The organism is Spirulina sp. LEGE 11439, assembly GCF_059821285.1.
In genome coordinates this window covers 1-19699 of sequence record NZ_JCAMRX010000081.1, presented here as the reverse complement: position 1 = coordinate 19699, position 19699 = coordinate 1, and the positions used below count along the sequence as shown (strand labels likewise).

At 42.8% G+C, this 19699-nt stretch carries 16 protein-coding genes, 2 tRNA genes and 2 pseudogenes; 10 read left to right on the top strand and 10 right to left on the bottom strand.

Annotation, left to right across the window (positions count from 1 at the left end; translation table 11 throughout):
- Together AC6RV6_RS28580 and AC6RV6_RS28575 are read right to left on the bottom strand one after the other, a co-directional pair.
- A pseudogene (locus AC6RV6_RS28580) lies at positions 1-182 on the bottom strand (IS4 family transposase); the annotation flags it as partial.
- Between the two features lie 374 nt (positions 183-556).
- Positions 557-2119, bottom strand: a complete 1563-nt coding sequence (locus tag AC6RV6_RS28575; RefSeq protein WP_500244276.1) for a hypothetical protein — start codon at positions 2117-2119, stop codon at positions 557-559.
- A gap of 370 nt (positions 2120-2489) precedes the next feature.
- On the opposite strand from AC6RV6_RS28575, the gene AC6RV6_RS28570 reads away from it, so the two are divergent.
- A complete protein-coding gene (locus tag AC6RV6_RS28570) occupies positions 2490-3185 on the top strand; it encodes a response regulator transcription factor (RefSeq protein ID WP_500244275.1) in 696 nt (231 codons plus the stop codon).
- A gap of 467 nt (positions 3186-3652) precedes the next feature.
- Here the strand turns inward: AC6RV6_RS28570 and AC6RV6_RS28565 are convergent, their stop codons facing one another.
- Complete coding sequence (locus tag AC6RV6_RS28565; RefSeq protein ID WP_500244274.1) at positions 3653-6292, bottom strand: chloride channel protein; 2640 nt, start codon at positions 6290-6292, stop codon at positions 3653-3655.
- 295 nt (positions 6293-6587) lie between these two features.
- Positions 6588-6659: transfer RNA gene (locus AC6RV6_RS28560), tRNA-Gln, on the bottom strand.
- A gap of 263 nt (positions 6660-6922) precedes the next feature.
- Between AC6RV6_RS28560 and AC6RV6_RS28555 the strand changes: the two genes are divergently transcribed.
- The 3 genes from AC6RV6_RS28555 (at position 6923) to AC6RV6_RS28545 (ending at position 10113) form a co-directional block, all read left to right on the top strand.
- Positions 6923-8176: an S-layer homology domain-containing protein gene (locus tag AC6RV6_RS28555; RefSeq protein WP_500244273.1), complete on the top strand. Its 1254-nt coding sequence runs from the start codon at positions 6923-6925 to the stop codon at positions 8174-8176.
- Positions 8177-8278: 102 nt separating this feature from the next.
- A complete protein-coding gene (locus tag AC6RV6_RS28550; RefSeq protein WP_500244272.1) occupies positions 8279-9415 on the top strand; it encodes an AAA family ATPase in 1137 nt (378 codons plus the stop codon).
- A gap of 2 nt (positions 9416-9417) precedes the next feature.
- Positions 9418-10113: a DUF3226 domain-containing protein gene (locus tag AC6RV6_RS28545; protein WP_500244271.1), complete on the top strand. Its 696-nt coding sequence runs from the start codon at positions 9418-9420 to the stop codon at positions 10111-10113.
- A 172-nt stretch (positions 10114-10285) separates the two neighbouring features.
- On the opposite strand, the gene AC6RV6_RS28540 is transcribed toward AC6RV6_RS28545, so the two are convergent.
- Together AC6RV6_RS28540 and AC6RV6_RS28535 are read right to left on the bottom strand one after the other, a co-directional pair.
- Entirely contained in the window at positions 10286-10696 is a 411-nt protein-coding gene (locus AC6RV6_RS28540; protein ID WP_500244270.1) for a hypothetical protein, read from the bottom strand.
- 83 nt (positions 10697-10779) lie between these two features.
- A complete protein-coding gene (locus AC6RV6_RS28535) occupies positions 10780-11682 on the bottom strand; it encodes a tetratricopeptide repeat protein (protein WP_500244269.1) in 903 nt (300 codons plus the stop codon).
- A gap of 130 nt (positions 11683-11812) precedes the next feature.
- Here AC6RV6_RS28535 and AC6RV6_RS28530 point away from each other — a divergent pair, with 130 nt between their 5' ends.
- The 3 genes from AC6RV6_RS28530 to AC6RV6_RS28520 all read left to right on the top strand — a co-directional run bounded on the left by AC6RV6_RS28530 (position 11813) and on the right by AC6RV6_RS28520 (position 15503).
- A complete protein-coding gene (locus AC6RV6_RS28530) occupies positions 11813-14182 on the top strand; it encodes a TIGR03032 family protein (protein ID WP_500244268.1) in 2370 nt (789 codons plus the stop codon).
- Positions 14183-14257: 75 nt separating this feature from the next.
- Entirely contained in the window at positions 14258-15052 is a 795-nt protein-coding gene (trpA, locus tag AC6RV6_RS28525; protein ID WP_500244267.1) for a tryptophan synthase subunit alpha, read from the top strand.
- 79 nt (positions 15053-15131) lie between these two features.
- A complete protein-coding gene (locus AC6RV6_RS28520) occupies positions 15132-15503 on the top strand; it encodes a Mo-dependent nitrogenase C-terminal domain-containing protein (protein WP_500244277.1) in 372 nt (123 codons plus the stop codon).
- A 14-nt stretch (positions 15504-15517) separates the two neighbouring features.
- Here the strand turns inward: AC6RV6_RS28520 and ruvB are convergent, their stop codons facing one another.
- Positions 15518-16615 (bottom strand): Holliday junction branch migration DNA helicase RuvB, encoded by a 1098-nt coding sequence (gene ruvB, locus AC6RV6_RS28515; protein WP_500244266.1) that lies wholly within the window; start codon positions 16613-16615, stop codon positions 15518-15520.
- A 48-nt stretch (positions 16616-16663) separates the two neighbouring features.
- On the opposite strand from ruvB, the gene hisF reads away from it, so the two are divergent.
- The 3 genes from hisF (at position 16664) to AC6RV6_RS28500 (ending at position 17909) form a co-directional block, all read left to right on the top strand.
- Complete coding sequence (gene hisF / locus AC6RV6_RS28510; RefSeq protein WP_500244265.1) at positions 16664-17434, top strand: imidazole glycerol phosphate synthase subunit HisF; 771 nt, start codon at positions 16664-16666, stop codon at positions 17432-17434.
- Positions 17435-17520: 86 nt separating this feature from the next.
- Positions 17521-17712: a hypothetical protein gene (locus tag AC6RV6_RS28505; protein ID WP_500244264.1), complete on the top strand. Its 192-nt coding sequence runs from the start codon at positions 17521-17523 to the stop codon at positions 17710-17712.
- Positions 17713-17836: 124 nt separating this feature from the next.
- A tRNA-Ala gene (locus tag AC6RV6_RS28500) sits at positions 17837-17909 on the top strand.
- A gap of 94 nt (positions 17910-18003) precedes the next feature.
- Here the strand turns inward: AC6RV6_RS28500 and AC6RV6_RS28495 are convergent.
- The 3 genes and pseudogenes from AC6RV6_RS28495 to AC6RV6_RS28485 all read right to left on the bottom strand — a co-directional run.
- Entirely contained in the window at positions 18004-18675 is a 672-nt protein-coding gene (locus tag AC6RV6_RS28495; protein ID WP_500244263.1) for a hypothetical protein, read from the bottom strand.
- Between the two features lie 33 nt (positions 18676-18708).
- The gene (locus AC6RV6_RS28490; protein WP_500244262.1) at positions 18709-19371 is read right to left on the bottom strand and encodes a TniQ family protein; all 663 of its coding nucleotides are present in this window, start codon (positions 19369-19371) and stop codon (positions 18709-18711) included.
- Positions 19358-19699 (bottom strand): annotated as a pseudogene (locus AC6RV6_RS28485) (ATP-binding protein); the annotation flags it as partial. The gene AC6RV6_RS28490 and the pseudogene AC6RV6_RS28485, both read right to left, overlap by 14 nt.

Sequence of the window (19699 nt, the reverse complement as noted above, 5' to 3'; positions counted from 1 at the left end):
GTACTATTTTTTTCTTCCCTCATATTGTACCTCATATGTTCAAGAAACGCTATACTATTCTTAATTCTTAAGAGAAAATATCGATTTTCTTTCTTCTGAAGTTTTTTGATTCTCGACAGTTTACAAAATCCTCTATCCATTATCTCTACTCCGTTTTCTGGTGTTTCATCTATTGTTGAATCTAATGGAAACAATGCTAACCTCAGCATCGAAGAAAGAATCGATCTCGTGCAAGCGAGCTGGGATGACATTGCAGCCGAACAAATTTACCCCAATCTGACAGAAACGCGATCGCGATCGCCAGACAAGCCGATAAAATTCACACAATGAGAGAGAGTGCGATCGCAACATAACCTTATCCCATGCGCGATAGTTAAAGACAGGGAAACAAAGTATCTCCTCCAACTAAAAAACGCATCAGACGCAATACAGTTTTTTTTGATTCAGGGGAACAGCGAACAGGTACAACAAGATAAGAGCTTAGGGATTTGCTCTTATCTTTTTTTTGACAAAAAAAAGGGAGCATTCACTCCCATTGCAACAATGCCAGCAAAATTTACATTGACTTTTTGCTCGGTAACGGTAAATGTGCTTGCAAGCGATCGCGTTTGAAGCCAAACTCAAAGGGATGATTGCCAAAATTCAACTCCGGCAACTCCTCAAAGGCAGATTCGATCGCAAAGATATCTTCACCCTGCCAATTCAGATCCGGCATCTCCCCGGCAAAACTCAGGCTACTCTCTGCCAGCAAATGCGCCGGAATTAATGCCGTGAAATCTTGGGTTAAACTGGCATCGCCGATCGCATCTTCCCAGCTTGCTAATACTTCACTAAAGTCTGTGTTTATTGCCTCAAACGACGAACCTTCGAAGGAAATGCCATCAAAAAAGAGGGTACTCGCGATCGCATCCTCTGCAAACAGAGTGGTATCGAAGATTTCTAACCCCAATTCGCTTAAATTTTGCGCGAATAATTGTGGATCTACCGAATTAGCGATCGCATTAAAATCGAGCGCAAATTCATCTTCAAAGCTCAATTCATCTTCAAATTTAGCCGCCCATTGCTCCAATTCTTGTGTGGAAACTGCGCCATAATCAGGATTAAAATTAAAAGCAGTCGCCTCAAAAGCGATGGGTTGCGGCGCAAAAACGGGCGCATTCAGGGATTGACTGGCAACGATCTCCGCTTGACTTCGCAGACGACGCAAATCGGCATCGAGGCGATCGAGAAGTGGCGTTTCCACGGTTGTATCTAAAGCCGTAATCTCTGGTAGAGAATTATCCTCAGCCGCCCGAACAACTTGTTCTGCGGGCAATCCCGTTGTTTTGGCTTGCTGTTGTTCCGGGGTGGGAACAATCAATTCGCTCACCTCGCGATCGTCTCGAATTAAGTCTTCTGGAGCGAGTTTGGCAACTTCTTCTTTCGCACCTTCCGGCTCGAGAACCGCTTGGAATTGGGGATCGTCTTCGAGGTTTTCCCAATGCGTCTCTGTTGCGATCGCGGGTTTGATTTCCTCCGTTGTAGAAATATCGGGAACATTGTCCCACTCAATTTGGTTGTCCCAGTTGTCTGAGGCAGCATCGGGAACATTATCCCATTCGGTCGCAACTGCTTCTGTCTGTGGAAGTGCGTCTAATTCTGCGGAAACATCGGGAGCCACTTCCCATTCTGCTTCCAGTTCCTCCATCCCGATCGGGGATTCCCATTCTTCTGTCGCTGCATCGGGAACGGTGTCCCATTCAGCTTCAGTTTCTGTAGGCAGAGGTTCGCTAGTCTCCCATGCAGTATTATCTTCTTGCCAAGCGTTATCTTCTTGCCAAGAGGGATCGGAAAATTCTTCAAATTCAACGGGATCGCTGCTGTCTAATGTTTCTGTTTCTTCCCATATTTCTGCATCTTCTAACAGGGAAGAATTACAAGTTAATGTATTCAAGTCCGTTGCGATCGCCTCTTCAGTCTGGCGATCCTCAGCAAGGCGATCGAAAGTCTCGCACTCATCGAGATCGTTCGCATCATTTTCTCGTGCCAGAGCCTCCATCCCGAGAGCCGTATTTGCTCCGATCCCGAGCAAGCACAGCGCTGCTGTCGTCGATTTGGTCATTAGCCAAAACTTGGTCATCTTTTACCTCACACCAATAAAAGTCATCGGAATCATAGTTGTCGTTTATTTTATCGAGAAGCGAGGAGGATTGGCCGGGGTGTCGAGAATATTTTTACAAAGTGCGATCGCGCTTCTAACTATATTCATCATTCATCGCTAGATTGCGATCGCCACAATCATTGCTATCTCACCTTGCTCCCTTTTCTGTTTTTGTTCGGTTAACCCTACTTTTCTTGACTTCAACAAACTCCTTAAAAACTATATTTTACAAGCTCTTTAAGAATAAGAAATAAAATAAAATTCGGTTAACCGAACCATTTTTACACGAATCTAACGGTAAAATTGCTAGAGTGATAAATAACCGCTCCCCGTTCATCAGATCGTGAAAATGTCAGACACCCCCAAACTCTTACTTGTAGACGACGAACCCAGCCTCAGAGCCGCCGTACAAGCCTATCTTGAAGACGACGAAGAATTTATCGTCACCGCCGTTCCCAGCGCTGAGGAAGCGTGGAAAGTCCTCGAAATGAATACCCCCGATCTCGTGATTTCCGATATTATGATGCCTCAAGTAGACGGCTATCAATTCTTACAACAATTACGAGATGACGTGCGTTTCAAAACTCTCCCCGTTGTCTTTCTCACGGCTCGAGGCATGACAACCGATCGCATCCAAGGCTACCAAGCCGGAGTCGATGCCTATCTTCCTAAACCCTTTGAACCCGAAGAACTCATGGCGATCGTTCGCAATCTCCTGCAACGACGCACCGTTACCAGTGAAGCCAGCGAAGGCAGTTCTAAACTCGATGAAATCGTCAAGGAACTTGCCACCATCAAAGGAATGCTCAATCAAAACCCCGGCATTATCCCCACTCCTTCCCCGATTAAAATTGAACTCACTCCTCGCGAACAAAGCGTTCTCGATCTCGTTGCCCGAGGTTTGATGAACAAAGAAATTGCCAGCCAACTCGAAACCAGCGTTCGCAACGTCGAGAAATATGTCAGCCGACTGTTTGGTAAAACGGGAACGAATAGCCGCACCGAATTAGTTCGCTATGCCCTCGAACATGGCTTGACAAATTAAGTTTTTTTCAGAGATTATTGATTTTGTAACCTTTACATTTGGTGGGTACGCGGCAACACAATCAACGGTGGCTTGGTGTAGAAAAACTGAGAAAGATTGAGATCGCTGAACCTATCAGAGAATCTTAAGATTTTCTTTAGAAATATCTTCCCGAACTCGTAAAAACCCTGTCATGAAAGCGATCTCAAAATAATAAAGAAAATATTAACAAAAAGAACGGTAAAGTTTTGCTAAAAAAATCTCTTGCTTGTTTGTTATTCATTACATTTTTTGATATTATTCATAATATACAAAAAACTTTTTTAAAAAAAACAGCATAATGACTATAAAATTTCCGCCTCAAAACCAAATCGGGCAATCCGTTGGTCTAGCTACGGCTTTAGTCATGATGAGCTTGGGAGTCATTACCATGATGACCCAAGTCTATTTCATCCCCTAACAGAATCGCAAATTTTTGCGTTTTGCCGCTAATTTAAAGCACCTCGAACTAAAATCACTGTACTCTCTATCCCTGAAGCGATCGCTTCAGGGATATTGCCATGAACGGCTTGTTGCAGCAGTCCCTCCCGACTCGCCCCGATGATAGTTAAATTGCAATGCTGCACCGCCGCTAACTGCACGATCGCATCAACTGGAGTATCAGAACGCCAAGACACCGCTTGCACGACGGTCTCCATTTTTTGTTTCAAGCGATCGGCGGTTTCATCCAACATCGTCGTATCGATTTCTTGCCCATTGGGGGGATAAATTTGACAGACAACTAAACGCGGAGAAGGTGCTAACAAAGCCAAGGCCGGTAATAAGTCCATCGCTCGCCGCACATTTGGCCCCCCAGCCGTGGGAATTAACCAAGTGCTGAATTGTTTCGGAGTCAAGGGATAAGAATGCTGCTGTTGTCCCAATTTTACCAAGACCACATCGCAAGGCGCTTGATGAACTAATGTATCGATCGCATCCCCAAAAATCTTGTCTGGCGTAGCCGTAAATCCTTTCCAACCCATAAGCAAAAGATTGATATGGCGTTGGCGGATCGCCTCCAAAACCGCTCGAGCGGCATCGTGAGCGACTCGAATTTGCAGGTGTAAAGGAACATTTGCTTTAGCAGCCAAAGCCTTTGCCATCTCTAATAATTGATGGCTTTCTTCAATATTGACCGCCGTTTGAGCGGGAGGATTGTGGAGAGGGACGAGAATGACGTGCAAGCATTCCAACTCGCAATCTTGTTCTCGAGCGATCGCCAGTCCGATTTCTATCATCATGGCTGCTGTACTGGGATTAGATAAGGGTAGTAAAATACGGCCTTTCCCCGTTATCGGAGCGCGAACGGAATAGATCGAGTAGGAAGGATCGGGTTCGCGAACGCCTTGAGATTGATGGACTTTTAAGCGATCCGCCGTCGCATGAATGATATCTGTGCGAGTGATAATGCCCATCAGTCTCCACCCTTCTGTCACGGGAAGATGAGAAATATGATAGCGATCCATCAAATACAGTACGTCGCTTAACGTCGCTTCCGGATGTACTGCGATCGGTCGGGGAGTCATAATCTTGCTGAGGGGAGATTTGCGAGAGATCCCTCCCAAATTTGCAAGCTGAGATTCAGTGACCATACCCACCAGATTGTCCCCATCAACCACAGGAAAACCGCGATGTTCGGAACGAGAAAATGCTTGAATTGTCTCTTCAACAGTAATATCAAGAGGCAGAGTTTCCACCCGAGGTTGCAAGACATTGGCGGCAATTAAATCTTCGAGAACATCGCGATTTCCTTCTTCATCTTTCAATTTGATGCCGCTCGCTTCAAGAAGATGTTGATAGAGAGAACCCTTGTGTAATGCTTCCCCCACTCCATAAGCGACTACAGAGCTAATCATTAACGGTAAAACCAATTGAAAATCGGCAGTTAATTCAAAAACAATGACGATCGCTGTGACTGGAACTCGCGCTACTCCAGTAAAAAAGGCACCCATGCCCACTAAAGCATAAGTGGTTTGAGAACTCACTCCTCCGAATAAAAGTCCGATGCCACCGATCATAGATCCCAAAGCCGAGCCGAGAACCAAAGAGGGTGCAAATAGTCCTCCCGGTGCGCCCGCCCCAGAAGCAAGGATCGTCAAGGTGAAATGGAGAAGAAAAGCGATCTCGGTTGCGTGCAGATTTGCTCCTCCAGCAATTAAAAAATTCCGCACTCCGGCATTATTGCGAAAGACCTCTGGAGCAAAGGAAATAATCGTTGCCGAAATTAATCCCACCAATCCCAATCGCCAAGACATGGGAATATTTAAACTGCGATGTAGTTCTCGACTCCACAACATCCCGCGATTGAAGACAACGCCTAAAACTCCAGCAGCAATGCCCAAGAGAATGTAAAAGGGAATATCGAGGGCGGTAAATTCGTTGGCGATACTCGAGGTGAGCATGGCTTGAGGTAAGTTGAGATCTGCCGATCCTAATAAACGAGAAACAACTGAGCCGGTAAAAGAAGCCAGAATCGACGTTTCGAGGGTCAACCCAGACATATCCCGCGAGAGTTCTTCCACTACAAAGAGAACGCCTGCGATCGGGGTATTAAATCCGGCAGCTAATCCGGCGGCGGCTCCGGCGGCGATCATTTGGCGGCGATGTTGGGGAGAGGTGGGCATCCATTGGCTGAGTTGCCCTGCTAAAGCAGAACCGATATGGACAGTAGCGCCTCTGCGTCCGAGAGTTAAACCGCCTCCCAAAACCAAGATTGCACCGAGGGTTTTCACCGCAGCCACTCGCAAGGTGAGGGGAATGGGAAATTTAGCGAGAGCGGCTTTCACTTGAGAAACGCCGCCCCCACTGGCTGCTGGGGAGAAGTGTTCGACGAGCCAGCCAGCCAGCCAGCATAAAGTAAACCCAAAGAGAGGTAAAACCCAGATGCCCCGATCTTCGACCAAGAAAAGGCGAAATTGACCGACGAAACCGACCCCTTGTTTGAGCAAAAGGGCGGCAATACCGGAAACCGCCCCAATGAGGCAGGCCTCGGCGAGAGCATAATAGGTTTTCACGGCTTGATTCCCCAAGTGGCGATTTTTAGGGAAGGATAACCAAAATTCTTTTCTGGTAAAGGTTTTAAACTTCATCCCAAGGAGGAATTCGCAAACTAGGATTCGGCAACTCGTACATTTTTCAGGCTCGATCTTAACAGGTGAAATGCCAACGAATAGATAAAATCGAGACTTCTTTCTTCATTGGCAATAGCCTTAGAAAGGATCGCAATTCTACCTGCTTTTGAAAAAAAAGACATTCTTGGCATTCCCGCTAAAGGCAGTATCGCGAGTTCCTAACAAGAATATTGGCACTGAGAAATTTTGGCACTGAGAAATTTCTGCCTAGTGCTTGCGTTCCCGTGGGGAATATAAGATTAATTAAAAAAGACTGGGGTGCTAGGATTCGAACCCAGGAATGGCGAGACCAAAACCCGCTGCCTTACCACTTGGCGACACCCCATTGAATTGACGTTTAACATCATAGCAGCTTTTTCCCAATTTGTGTCAAGTGTTTGAAAAAATTTGTGTCTCCGGGGTTTCGGCTTAATTCTGTGACGGCTAGATAAGTGTCCTGCGATCGGCAACTTCGCGATCGCTCTCTCGGTCTAAGAAAACAACGAGAGGGCGCAAGGCTCAAAATTAGATTGAGCAAGGATTTCCGCAATTATTGCGTTCTCTAGGGTTTAAATTCCTCAACCTCACACCTTTTAGGAGATCGACACAATGTTAAGTTTCAAACGTTGGAAAGCGACTGCTGCTTTAATGCTTGCCCTTGTCAGCCCGGTTACGGCGGCGACAACCATGACTGCATCAATATGGTCGGCAACTCCAGCACAGGCTCAGAATAGCCGTTTTGGTGATGTTCCCGATAGTCACTGGGCAGAAGATTTTATTACGGCTTTGGTCGATCGCGGTGTGATTGCTGGGTTTCCCGATGGCACATTTAAACCCGAAGCACCAGTGACTCGCGCTCAATTTTCTTCTTTATTACAAGGCGCTTTTGATAAAGGCAAAACGCGATCGGCGATTAATTTTGTCGATGTTTCTAGCAGTCATTGGGCGGTTTCGTCGATCGATAATGCTTACGAAACGGGTTTTTTATCGGGTTATCCGGGGAGCATTTTCCGTCCCGAACAAAATATTCCTCGCGAACAAGTTTTAGTTTCTCTTTCTAATGGGCTGAATTACAGTGCTAATGCTCCTGTTAATGAGGTTCTCAGTTATTACAATGATGGTAACAATATTTCCAATTTTGCTCGTTCTCCGATCGCGGCAGCAACAGAAGAGAAAATTGTGGTTAACTATCCTGTTATTAGTAATCTCAACCCTACGCGCAATGCTACTCGTGCTGAGGTTGCGGCTTTTCTCTATCAAGCCTTAGTGCGGGAAGGACAGGCTCCGACGATCGCTTCGAGTTATATTGTTGCACCCGATCCTATTGCTACACAATTTAAAATCCCTGCGGGTACGGCTATTCCTGTTACCTATACTCGCGACAAAATTTTGCTCATGCCCGAGGAAACTTTGCCTGTAACTTTTGATTTAACGACTAATATTACGACTCAAAATGGCAAGGTTCTCATTCCTGCGAATAGTAAAGTTAAAGGTCAATTAAAACCGTCAGGAGAGGGAACAAAATTCTTTGCAGAAGAGTTGATTTATCCCGACGGGACAACGCAAACTTTTAATGCGACTTCTCAAACGATTACGGATAAGGAAACGATTCGTAAAGGTAGCGATGTGGGACGGATCGTTAAGAATACGGCGATCGGGACGGCTGCGGCTGCGGCAATTTCGGCGGTAACGGGCGATCGTGCGATCGCGACGGAGGAATTGCTCATTGGTGCCGGTGCGGGGGCAATTTCGGGTCTAATTCAAAATTTCCTCGGTCGCAATAGTGTCGATCTTGTTGTCGTCGAGCCGGAAACTAATTTAGATATTACATTGGGTTCGGATTTGTTGGTTAGCGCTCGTTAGGTTGGCTGCGATCGTTTTTGAATCGTTGAATTTTCGCCCTGCTTTTTTGAGTAGGGCGATTTTTGATTGACGTAAAGGGCAGCTATAAAATAAAATAATATTTTGTCATTTGCGGGCGATCGCCGGAACGCTGATGATCTTCGATCTAAAAGACAATTTTTTAAAATGCTACAAGATATTGATATCAAAAACTTTAGATGTTTTGAAAATACTAAAATATCTGGGTTTGAGCGAGTCAACTTAATAGGAGGTAAGAACAATAGTGGTAAAACAGCATTATTAGAAGCACTAACAATCTATCATGTTCCAAAAGCAAGAATTTTTCCAGTCATTCGAGAGATAAGAAAAGAGTCATCAGAAATAGCTGAAGCAATGCCAGAAAGAGCATGGAATAATTTTTTCTTTAATCAAGACAAGTTGAAAAAAATAAAAATAATAGGTCAAAATCAAAATAAACAAGAGAAAAAAATAGATATACAAATCACTGACTCTATTCAAACAGATATTATTGAAAGCAATAAGCATGCCAAGGATTTCTTGGACTTGTTTTCTCAAAATGAGTCGGTTTTTTCCGTTTTGAGATTTACAGTGATAGAAAATTCAGAAAGTACAACATCTTCGATTATTGCAGGTTCAGATGGTTTTTATTCCCTTGATATCAATCAGGCTCAGCCTGATATTCCTATTATTCCATCTTTTGCTAAAATCTCCAATAAATATTTAGCAGAAGAATATGATAAAGCACGTTTAGAAGATCGAGAACATGAAGTGTTAAAAACTCTGATAATTCTCGATCCTTCGATTTCAGCAATAGAAACCTTTGCGATCGGAGAGCCAACACTTTATTTAAAGCGAAATGGTCAAAAACGTTTGCCTTTATCTTTGTTTGGCGATGCAATTAATCGAGCAACAACTATTGTATTGAAATTGATTAATAGTCAAACAAAAGTTTTACTGATTGATGAGATTGAGAATGGGATTCACTATGACAATCAAAAAGATTTTTGGAAAATGTTATTTAGACTTGCTATAGAACTAGATACGCAGATTTTTGCCACAACTCATAGCTGGGAAATGATTAAAGCATTTGCCGATATTGGGGTCGAACATTATCCCAATATGGGGGCTTATTTTGAACTCGCACAAAAACCAAAAAGCGATCGCATTATAGGAATCAAGCGCGATCTGGAAACATTGGATTATGCAATTGCACATGGAAAAAATATTAGAGGCGAATAAATATGAGTAAGAGTAATATTTTAATAGTTGAAAGTGAAAACGATCAATTTTTTATCCAAGCTCTTATTGATGAAATTAAAGCTGATATACAGATAGAAAAGCCAATTTGTATTGATGAATACGAGTGTTTGGATGGATTAAACCCAACAAAAATGACTAATGCTCTCAAAGAATTAAAAGCAGATATTCAAAAGGAAGACATACAGAAGATTGGTATCATTATTGATATTGATAATTTCTCGTGTGAAGAACGATTAGAATGGATTCAAAAATGTCTCGATAAAGTCTTTCCCGATAGTCAAAAATTAGCAAATACAGGAGAATTTATTGAGATTGAGGTAACACCTGAAAAGACAATAAAGCTCGCGTGCTATTTCACTAATGTAGATGGAAACGGAGAGTTAGAAACTGTTCTCAAAAAAATAAAATCTCAAGATTCTCCTCATGCAGATTGTTTAGTCAATTGGAAAAACTGCATAGAAAGTCAAAATCGTCAGATTAGTGATAAGGATTTTGATAAATTTTGGATTTCTATTTATCTACGATACGATACTTGTACGAAAAAAGAGAAAAAACAAGCAGGAAAAAAATGTACTTTTGAATATTCAATGGAAAATAAAAAATACATTTGGGATTTTACTCATCTTTGTCTCGACGATCTTAAAGAATTTCTCAATCTTTTTGTTGAAGCCGATTGAAACACAAAATAAAGATAATCTAGCAAATTAGAAACTATTGAGATCGCATTAATCGCTCAATTTTAACTTGAACATCAGAAAAAACAACGTTGCGATCGCTTTTGTCACTAGATGAGAAAGGAATTATCTGAAGCGATGTTAGAAAGAGCATGGAAATGGGATAATTATTTGTTCAACTCTCTCTTATTTTATTTTCAATTTGTTCTAACTCTTGAGTAATTTCTTCATCTACAACGGATAACAAATTGTCAAGTGTTTTTAATAGTTCTCCTTCTCCTTGTTTGAATTCTTCTGTTAATGCTGCTTTAACATATCGTTGTTCTACATCTCGTAAACCAAACAACTCTGAGATCGAGTTTAACTCCTGTATGCTTACTTTGCGATCGGCAAAAACACAGCGCAACAATTCTTTGAGATCGAAATTCTCAGTCATCATTTCTGGGGAATACTTTTTAACTTCAACTGACAACGCTAAATCAAGAATTTGCCGCAGCTTGCTTTCAGAAGGAACTAAACAGAGAAAAGGAATTATTTTCTCAAATAAATACTCCTTTAAATCTTGTTCGCTAGGCGCATCTTTCATCGTGTAGAGCCTCCTCTCGGCAATTGCTGGCAATTCAGAATATAACATTGAGAGGAAGCGATCGCAAAAATGCAATACATTCTTTAAACGATAACGGGAATTTGAGAAGCGATATTCAATTCAATTCTTTTAATCAGGTTTAAGATTGCTTGATAATTTTGCAGATCTTTTTGGCAATAGAAGCAGTTTGCACCTTGATGTAAATCCTGTAAAGCGGCTTGCATATTGCCTATTTCTTGCCAAGCTAAACCTCGATTGATGTAAAACTCTGCTCGATCGCTTTCGCTCTCTAAGGCTCGAGAGAAATCATGAATAGCGGCTAGATAGCGCTTGTGTTTTTGGCATAAATAACCGCGATTAAAATAAAAATCGGGATTATTTGCATTCCAATGAATGGCGAGAGATAAATCAACAATTGCTCGATCTAAATCTCCCATGCGAGCGTAAGTCAAACCGCGATCGCTATAAATCGTCGCTCTGTCATCCGAGGATATCTCTGTATTTGTATTTAAAGCCTTATTGTAATCGATTAGTGCGCGATCGTAGTCTTGCAATTCAACATAAGCTAAACCTCGATTATAGTAAGCTGCAAATCCATCGGGATCGAGTTGGATAACGCGAGTATAATTGGCGATCGCATTATAGTAATCCCCCGATCGATAATGAGCTAAACCGCGATGCAAATATGCCGTTGAATTCGAGCGATCGTACTGCAATGCTCGGGTACAATCTTCTTTTGCTTTCTGATAATGTTTTTGATAAATTTGTAATAAGCAGCGATTGCTATAGGCTGCGGTTAGATTCTCACCCTTTGCAATTGCTCGGGTAAAAGCGATCGCAGAATCTTGGTATTTTCCTTGCTGCATTGCTTCAATTCCTTCAGATAAAGCATTTGATGGGACTGCTAAAACTGGAGTATTGCCAAGAATCGTAAAAGATAATAAAATAGAGCAGATAATACAGAAACTATAGTAAAAGATGTGCATAAATTTTAGCCTCACTCATAATTTTTCCTATTGTTAACGCGAATTCTCAAAAGGTCAAAAGACAACTGGTAAAACCAATCTTAAAAAAATCAATAAATGCAAGATTGAATACTAACTAAAAATAGAGCGAATGAATCCAGAAGAACCTCTCCGCAGCGTCCATACCACCAATTTTCCCGATATTCTCAAACAATTGGGAATCTCTTTAGCGATTTCTACATATCAAGCGGGGAAATTAATTCTTATCCGGGCTGAAGGAAATACTCTAAATACTCACTTTCGTATCTTCAAAAAACCAATGGGACTGGCTGGCGATCGTGAAAAATTGGCGATCGGGAGCGAGGTGCAAATTTGGGAACTCCGCAATGCCCCAGCCGTTGCCCAAAAACTCGATCCACCCGGCACTCATGACGCTTGCTACCTTCCTCGTCGCACCCATATTACGGGAGATATCGACATTCATGAAATGGCTTATATTAACGAGGAACTTTGGTTTGTCAATACTCGCTTTTCTTGTTTGTGTACGCTAGACGAGAAAAGTAGCTTTGTTCCGCGCTGGCGACCGCCTTTTGTGAGCGCTTATGCCCTCGAAGATCGCTGTCATTTGAATGGGTTGGCAGTTGTCGGCGATCGCGCCAAATACGTCACGGCATTGGGAGAAACCGATACGCAGGAAGGATGGCGACAAAATAAGGCATCGGGAGGCATTCTCATGGATGTGGAAACCAATGAAATCATCTGTCGGGGGTTATCGATGCCTCATTCTCCTCGTTGGTACGATAATCGTCTCTGGGTGTTGGAGTCGGGGAAAGGAAATCTCTCGACTGTGGATCTGAAAACAGGAAATGTGACTGCGATCGCAACCCTGCCGGGATTTACACGAGGGATTGATTTTATCGGACGCTGGGCATTTATCGGACTGTCTCAAGTGAGGGAAACGGCAATGTTTAGCGGCATTCCTATTACGGAAAGTCTAAAAGAGCGCATTTGCGGGGTTTGGATGGTGAACATCGATACAGGAGAAATCGTCGCTTTCCTGCGCTTTGAAGATGCCGTACAGGAAATTTTTGCCGTGCAAATCTTACCGGGAATTCGCTTTCCCGATGTTATTGACTGGGATGAGAAATTACTGGCAACTTCTTATATTTTACCTGACGAGGCATTACAAGAAGTCGTGCATCCTTCGGTCAAACCTACCGCAATAGAACCTGCTTTAGAAGTTAATGGAAAAAGCGATCGCCAAGACAATAAACCGGAAGAGTATTTTCAATTAGGCTGCGATCGCTATAATCGCAGTAAATTAGAAGAGGCGATTACCTATTTTCAACAATGTCTCGAACTTAAACCCGATTATATCATGGCGCGATATAATTTGGGTGTAATTTATCGAGAACAAGAGAAATGGCAGCAAGCAGAATTTTATCTGAATCGCGTTATTGAAAAACAGCCGGATAATGCAGAAGCCTACAATAATTTAGGGATTATTTATCACAATCAAAAACAACTCGATCGTGCCATTTTTAACTATCAAAAAGCCATTCAACTCAATCCTAATTTTGCTACTGCTCATTTTAATTTAGGCATGACTTTACTACAAGCAGGAGCGTTTGCTCGGGGCTGGGAAGAATGCGAATGGCGTTGGCAAACTGATGAATTTACTCCTTTTGCTTGTCCTCATCCCCGTTGGGATGGTGGCGATATTCGCGATAAAACTATTCTTATTCATACAGAACAAGGATCGGGAGATGCAATTCAATTTATCCGCTATATCCCTGTGCTAGCTAAACAATGTAAAGGCATTATTCTAGTTTGTATTGACGATCTTGCGCTATTATTTTCTACAGTGGAAGGAATCGATAAAATTTTACCTCCCGGAGATATTCCTCTTTCAGAGTTTCAAGTTTATGCACCATTGATGAGTCTTCCTCATTTATTAGGGAAAACAGTAAAAAAAATTCCTAATCGTATCCCTTATTTGGGATGGGAAGGATGGCAAACAGCAGAGAAATTATTACCCGATTCGGCAACATCTTCTAAAATAAAAGTAGGGATTGTTTGGTCGGGAAGTCCAACCCATAAAAACGATCGCAACCGCTCTTGTCAGTTGGCAGATTTTCTCCCTATCTTAAAAACGGAAGGAGTTGCATTCTATAGTCTGCAAAAAGGAGCGAGATCGCAAGATTTGACAAAACTTCCAGTAGATATCACCGTCCTCGATCTCGCACCCCAATTGAGAGACTATAAAGAGACAGCGAGGCTGATTTTACAATTAGATTTAGTGATTAGTATCGATACTTCTGTTGCTCATTTAACCGGTGCTTTAGGAAAACCCATCTGGACGGTTTTATGTTATGCTCCCGATTGGCGGTGGATGCTCGATCGCGCTGATAGTCCTTGGTATCCGACGATGCGTTTATTTCGTCAGATGAAGCCGAAAGATTGGACGGGAGTTTTTAAAAACTTAGCGCGATCGCTGTCGGAGTTAATTGCTAAAAACTAAGTGCGATCGCAATTCTTCTCTACCCTCTCAATGGTAAAATCAAAAGTCTTCTAGTTCTTATTCCCCAATTCGTTTATGCCTTCCGTTGACCATCGCCTCAAAACCCTCAAAGCTCAATCTCAATGCGCCCTCATTCCTTTTATCACCGCAGGAGATCCCGATCTAGAAACCACAGCAAAAGCCTTGCGCGTCCTCGATCGCTCTGGTGCAGATATCATTGAATTAGGGGTTCCCTATTCCGATCCCCTCGCTGATGGACCCACCATTCATGCGGCGGCGACACGGGCATTGCAGAGAGGGATTAAACTAGAAGATGTGTTGGCGGTGGTGGAGTCGGTACGAGATGATATTACCGCTCCGATTGTTCTCTTCACTTATTATAATCCGATTTTGTATCGCGGCATCGAGCCTTTTTTAAAACGCATTGCTAAGGCTGGAGTCAAGGGTTTAGTCGTGCCGGATTTACCTTTAGAAGAGGCTGATGGGCTTTTAAAAACAGCAAATGAGGTGGGGATCGAATTAACCCTATTGGTAGCGCCTACGAGTCCCCAAGAGCGTATCGAAGCGATCGCCAAACAGTCTCAAGGTTTTGTTTATTTAGTGAGCGTAACGGGAGTGACAGGAGCAAGAACCGAAATTGCAGCGAGAGTAAAAGATTTACTGCCCGTACTTCACAAAACAACCGATAAGGCGATCGGGGTAGGTTTTGGGATTTCTCAACCGGAACACGCGAAACAAATGAAAGAATGGGGCGCAGATGCGGTTATTGTGGGAAGTGCCGTGGTGAAAAGATTGGCGCAAGGAACACCCGATGAAGGCTTAAGAGCCATTGAGGAGTTTTGTCAAAGTTTAAAGCAAGCCATTCAGTAGAGGACGCAATACCTTCTCTTAAACAACCCGCGCCGCTAACTAGCGATTCGTCCTGTCGGACTGAATCGTTTTGAGCGCGATCGCATTTTTGTATCCTACTATCCGCACCACTATCCCCTCGGATTCTCGTACATTTGACCTGTACTATCCTCTCCGCGAATGGTTGAACCAATTAGAGATTAAGGATGCTGCGATCGCGCACTCGATCTGTCGCCTTATTCCCGCTCAATGCCCGTTTGAGCGTAAAATTGAATTGTTGGGACGCACGATTTTACAAATTCCTCCTTTATGCAAGTTAAACCCAGTTTATGAAGAGGTAGTTTATTTGCGGTTTCGGGCTTTGTGTTACCTCGCTGATTTAGATAGAGTTTCAAGTATTTTTAAGACCAACTTTCTCTCTTATTGCAATTATAGTCGAACTGAGAAATGGCGATCGTGCCAGCTAATTTGAAACTATTTTTCTACTCATCCCACTGAAAAGCCCAAGTGCTTATAAGCAGCTTCCGTAGCAATTCTTCCTCGTGCAGTGCGGTTAATAAAACCAATTTGTAATAAATAAGGTTCGTAAACTTCTTCAATAGTTTTAGAATCTTCTCCCGTCGCCGCAGCCACCGCTTCCAACCCCACGGGGCCGCCACGAAATTGTTCGATAATGGCACTTAAAACGAGGCGATCCGTCCAATCCAAACCCTTTGGATCGACATTGTATCGCTCCATTGCTTCCCCTGCTAAATCGCGATCGATCTCTTGTTTTCCCTTGACTTGCGCGTAATCTCGCACTCGACGCAAAAGACGGTTAGCAATACGAGGAGTCCCCCGCGATCGCCTCGCAATTTCTTCTGCACCCTCCAAGATCAGTGACATTTGTAATAAATTAGCAGTCCGTCGAACAATTTCTGTGAGTTCGTCTACTTCATAAAAACGCAATCTTTGAATGAGACCAAAGCGATCGCGCAAGGGAGAAGTCAAGGATCCAACATTAGTTGTTGCCCCAATGAGGGTAAATTGCGGTAAAGGAATGCTGCGAGTGCGAGCAGTTTGTCCTTTGCCGATGGTAATATCCAAGCGACCGTCTTCCATTGCGGGATAGAGGAGTTCTTCAGTAACGCGGTTGAGACGGTGAATTTCATCGATAAAGAGAACATCCCCGGGTTTGAGATTGACTAGCAATCCAGTAATATCTCGGGGGCGCTCTAAAGCAGGAGCAGCAGTAATTTTGCAATTGACTCCCATTTCCGAAGCCAAAATGAGAGACATGGTAGTCTTTCCCAAACCCGGAGGACCGTAAAGGAGAATGTGATCGAGAGTTTCCCCGCGAGATTTTGCCGCTTGAATAGAAATTTGTAGAACGTCTTTGAGATCCTTTTGACCGATATAATCCTGAAGGGAGCGCGGACGGATGTTATCTTCGTTACTTGTTGTTTCCTCCATACCTGCCGTAGCCAGAAGTAGGTCTTCTTCTTCAGAGTTTTCTGTTTGCTTGCGCCGCTTTTTGCGTTTTCCTGGCTTAGCATTGCGATCGCCTTGCGGTTCTTGCCAATTTTCAGAGCGTTTAATTGCCATAATTTGTTTAACTGATAACTGATAACTGATAACTGATAACTGAAAAAGATGCTTGCGAAAAGAATTTTACCGTGTTTGGATGTGAATGCCGGACGAGTGGTTAAGGGGATAAACTTTGTCGATCTACAAGATGCAGGGGATCCCGTAGAGTTAGCTCGCGCCTACAATGAAGCAGGAGCAGATGAGTTAGTCTTTCTTGATATTACGGCCACCCACGAAGAGCGAGGCATCATCTTAGATGTAGTCTATCGCACAGCAGAACAGGTGTTCATTCCTTTAACCGTTGGTGGCGGGATTAATTCCTTAGAAAATATTAAAAATTTGTTAAGAGCCGGAGCTGATAAAGTTAGCATTAATTCGGCAGCCGTAAGAAACCCAAATTTTATTAATGCTGCAAGCGATCGCTTTGGCAATCAATGTATTGTTGTGGCGATCGATGCAAGGCGCAGAAAGGATTCTCAGGATTTGGGCTGGGAAGTTTACGTGCGAGGAGGACGAGAAAATACCGGACTCGATGCGGTTGAATGGGCGAAGGAGATGGCGCAACGGGGTGCAGGAGAGCTCCTCGTCACCAGTATGGACGGGGATGGAACCCAAGCCGGGTATGACTTAGCGCTAACCCGATCGATCGCAGATGCAGTAGAAATTCCGGTTATTGCTTCGGGAGGTGCAGGGACGGTGCAGCACATTCATGAAGCCTTTGATGAAGGAAAAGCAGAAGCGGCGCTTTTGGCTTCACTCCTGCATTACGGACAATTGACGATCGCAGAAATTAAAGAATATTTACAACAACAGCGCATCCCGATTCGCAATCCGTAATATTGCCTACATTTTTTTACTAGATTTCCTGCATCTCTGAGAAAATTGTGTATTAGAATAGAGAAAAGTTTACAAATTGTAAGATTATGCTGATTCCTATTTTAATCTTTGATGTGGCTCTGGTGGCATGGTCGTTACATTTAATGCAGGAATCTTTTCATAAGCGCGAATTTTCTTTGCTCCTGGCCGGACTGCTGGTTTCCCTATCTGCTGCGGCTTTGATGGTCGTTTATTTTTTGATGAACCATTGTATGAGTTCTTTGGCTCGGATGGGTTGAGAGATTTGCAATTCAATTCAAAGCACACAGATATGAGGGCATGAAGATTAAATTTTTAGTTAAGTTTTTCAATAAGGGTTGACAAAAGTTAACTCTTAATGAGATGATAGTTAAGGCAATTTTCGGGGTTATAGCTCAGTTGGTAGAGCACCTCAATGGCATTGAGGGGGTCTGCGGTTCGAATCCGCATAGCTCCATAAGCTCCCACTAGAAAGCTCAAGTGTTTAGTGTAACTTTACCCATAAGTTTGCCGAAACGGTATGTTTATGGTTCAAAACAAGGGTGGCAAGATTATGGTTCAATGCCAAGATTACGTCTTGCATCTTGTAAAGTTTGTCTAACTTGCTTGTAACGGAAAAAACCGGGACGGGTAATGAACTGCGAGACCTTAGCTTCTGAGGGATATTCTCCCGAAGCATGGAGTGTAAGAACAGCTTGTTTAACTTCATTGCAACAGTCGTTCAATCGTTGCAAATAAGCCTGCTGTTGATATTTGGTATATCTAGAGGATATTGAACGACATAAATCCGGAAAATGACGGAATATTGTTCTTTTATTATGCCCTAATTGTTTTGCTACTTCTTCCATAGATAAAGGTGGCTCTCTGGTATCGTTCAAAAAGTTCTGCAACGACTTTTTGAGGTCGAGTGTGTCAAAAGACTGGCTAAACGAGCGAGGTCTTTGGTTAAGTTTGGGAGGAATTGAGGGAGAGACAGGAAAATCAAAAGTTGGGTGGAGAAAATCCCAGACAGATACTTTCAGACAGTAACAAACCTTTAGAAGAGCAGGCAATGTGGGAAAATTTTGCCCCTTACACCATAACCACAAAGTATTTTTCTTGATTTGTAGCTGCCTCGCCAATAAAGCCATGTTACCTCTAGCGATTTGCTCAACGCAGAGTTGCAAACTTAAAGCGATTGCCGTTTTTGAAGAGAAATCGTGACCAGAGGATGATTTCTGCAATAAATTACCAATATTGGTGGCTTTCCACTGTTCCTAATCCAAATCTGAAGAAGGAAGTGACTGATTGAGGGAATGATACTGATTAGAATCGCCTAGCCATGCACCACATTTGGAACAAAGTCCGGGACGAGAACTACCAGTTAAAGGAATATTTTCTTTTCCACATTGAGGACAGGAAGAAGCTAAAGGAATGAGATGATACGGACATAGCCGAACAGCTTGAAATGACCACAATAAGGGTTCATAAATGATTTCTTGGTGATGAAATTGATGAGAGTAGCAACAAGGACACCAAGCACGATGAGAGCGAAGAAGTTGTCTTGTAGGAAATAAATCCAGCCACGGTAATAAAGTTAGAAATTGTAGATTACTACGAAAAGTTAAAGTTAAAATCCCTCGAACCAAGTCTTGAGCCATTATACCCGTTCCATTAAGAGCTTGGCTATAACGAGATATTTTATGTAAATTAGCAACACCATACTTTTTAACAATTAAAGGTTGCAACTCTTTTTTAAACAAAATACTTGTCGATACAGCGTGACTGACAGACAATCGAGAGACATAGCTGGTTAAACTTTCAACTTGAGGAGTTCCCAATCCGATTGGTTCTAAAGAAAATAGACGACTACGAGAGGGAATAGTGGGTTGACAAATATTCCAATTCTCATAGGTTGTTAAATTTTCAACTGACATCATTCTGGATTCCTATTTTGTCTCGTTTTGGTTTTCGTTTGCCAACCTTCGTTGAACGATGAGAAGAAGAGTTTTGAGAAGTTTCTTGAGGTTTACCTTCATCTAAACCCAATAAAGACCGCAGATTTTGAGCATCTGCTTCTGTCTCTGATAATTGCCGCTCCCCTTCTAAAATTTCAGCAAACATTCTTTGACATTGAGCAACTGATAACGCTCTACGTTTAAGTTGTTTGAAGGTAATCGTTTCTGAATCTTCATCAAGTGCATCTTTAAGAGTGCGAGTTAACCAATTTTTCAAGGTGCCGATGCAACCTAAAGTTCGTTCGTAGAA

Excerpts from the sequence above, each read along its gene's own strand:
- AC6RV6_RS28575 (WP_500244276.1), bottom strand. The coding sequence starts at position 2,119 with ATGACCAAGTTTTGGCTAATGACCAAATCGACGACAGCAGCGCTGTGC.
- AC6RV6_RS28570 (WP_500244275.1), top strand. The coding sequence starts at position 2,490 with ATGTCAGACACCCCCAAACTCTTACTTGTAGACGACGAACCCAGCCTC.
- AC6RV6_RS28565 (WP_500244274.1), bottom strand. The coding sequence starts at position 6,292 with ATGAAGTTTAAAACCTTTACCAGAAAAGAATTTTGGTTATCCTTCCCT.
- AC6RV6_RS28555 (WP_500244273.1), top strand. The coding sequence starts at position 6,923 with ATGTTAAGTTTCAAACGTTGGAAAGCGACTGCTGCTTTAATGCTTGCC.
- AC6RV6_RS28545 (WP_500244271.1), top strand. The coding sequence starts at position 9,418 with ATGAGTAAGAGTAATATTTTAATAGTTGAAAGTGAAAACGATCAATTT.
- AC6RV6_RS28540 (WP_500244270.1), bottom strand. The coding sequence starts at position 10,696 with ATGAAAGATGCGCCTAGCGAACAAGATTTAAAGGAGTATTTATTTGAG.
- AC6RV6_RS28535 (WP_500244269.1), bottom strand. The coding sequence starts at position 11,682 with ATGCACATCTTTTACTATAGTTTCTGTATTATCTGCTCTATTTTATTA.
- AC6RV6_RS28530 (WP_500244268.1), top strand. The coding sequence starts at position 11,813 with ATGAATCCAGAAGAACCTCTCCGCAGCGTCCATACCACCAATTTTCCC.
- trpA (WP_500244267.1), top strand. The coding sequence starts at position 14,258 with ATGCCTTCCGTTGACCATCGCCTCAAAACCCTCAAAGCTCAATCTCAA.
- ruvB (WP_500244266.1), bottom strand. The coding sequence starts at position 16,615 with ATGGCAATTAAACGCTCTGAAAATTGGCAAGAACCGCAAGGCGATCGC.
- hisF (WP_500244265.1), top strand. The coding sequence starts at position 16,664 with ATGCTTGCGAAAAGAATTTTACCGTGTTTGGATGTGAATGCCGGACGA.
- AC6RV6_RS28505 (WP_500244264.1), top strand. The coding sequence starts at position 17,521 with ATGCTGATTCCTATTTTAATCTTTGATGTGGCTCTGGTGGCATGGTCG.
- AC6RV6_RS28490 (WP_500244262.1), bottom strand. The coding sequence starts at position 19,371 with ATGATGTCAGTTGAAAATTTAACAACCTATGAGAATTGGAATATTTGT.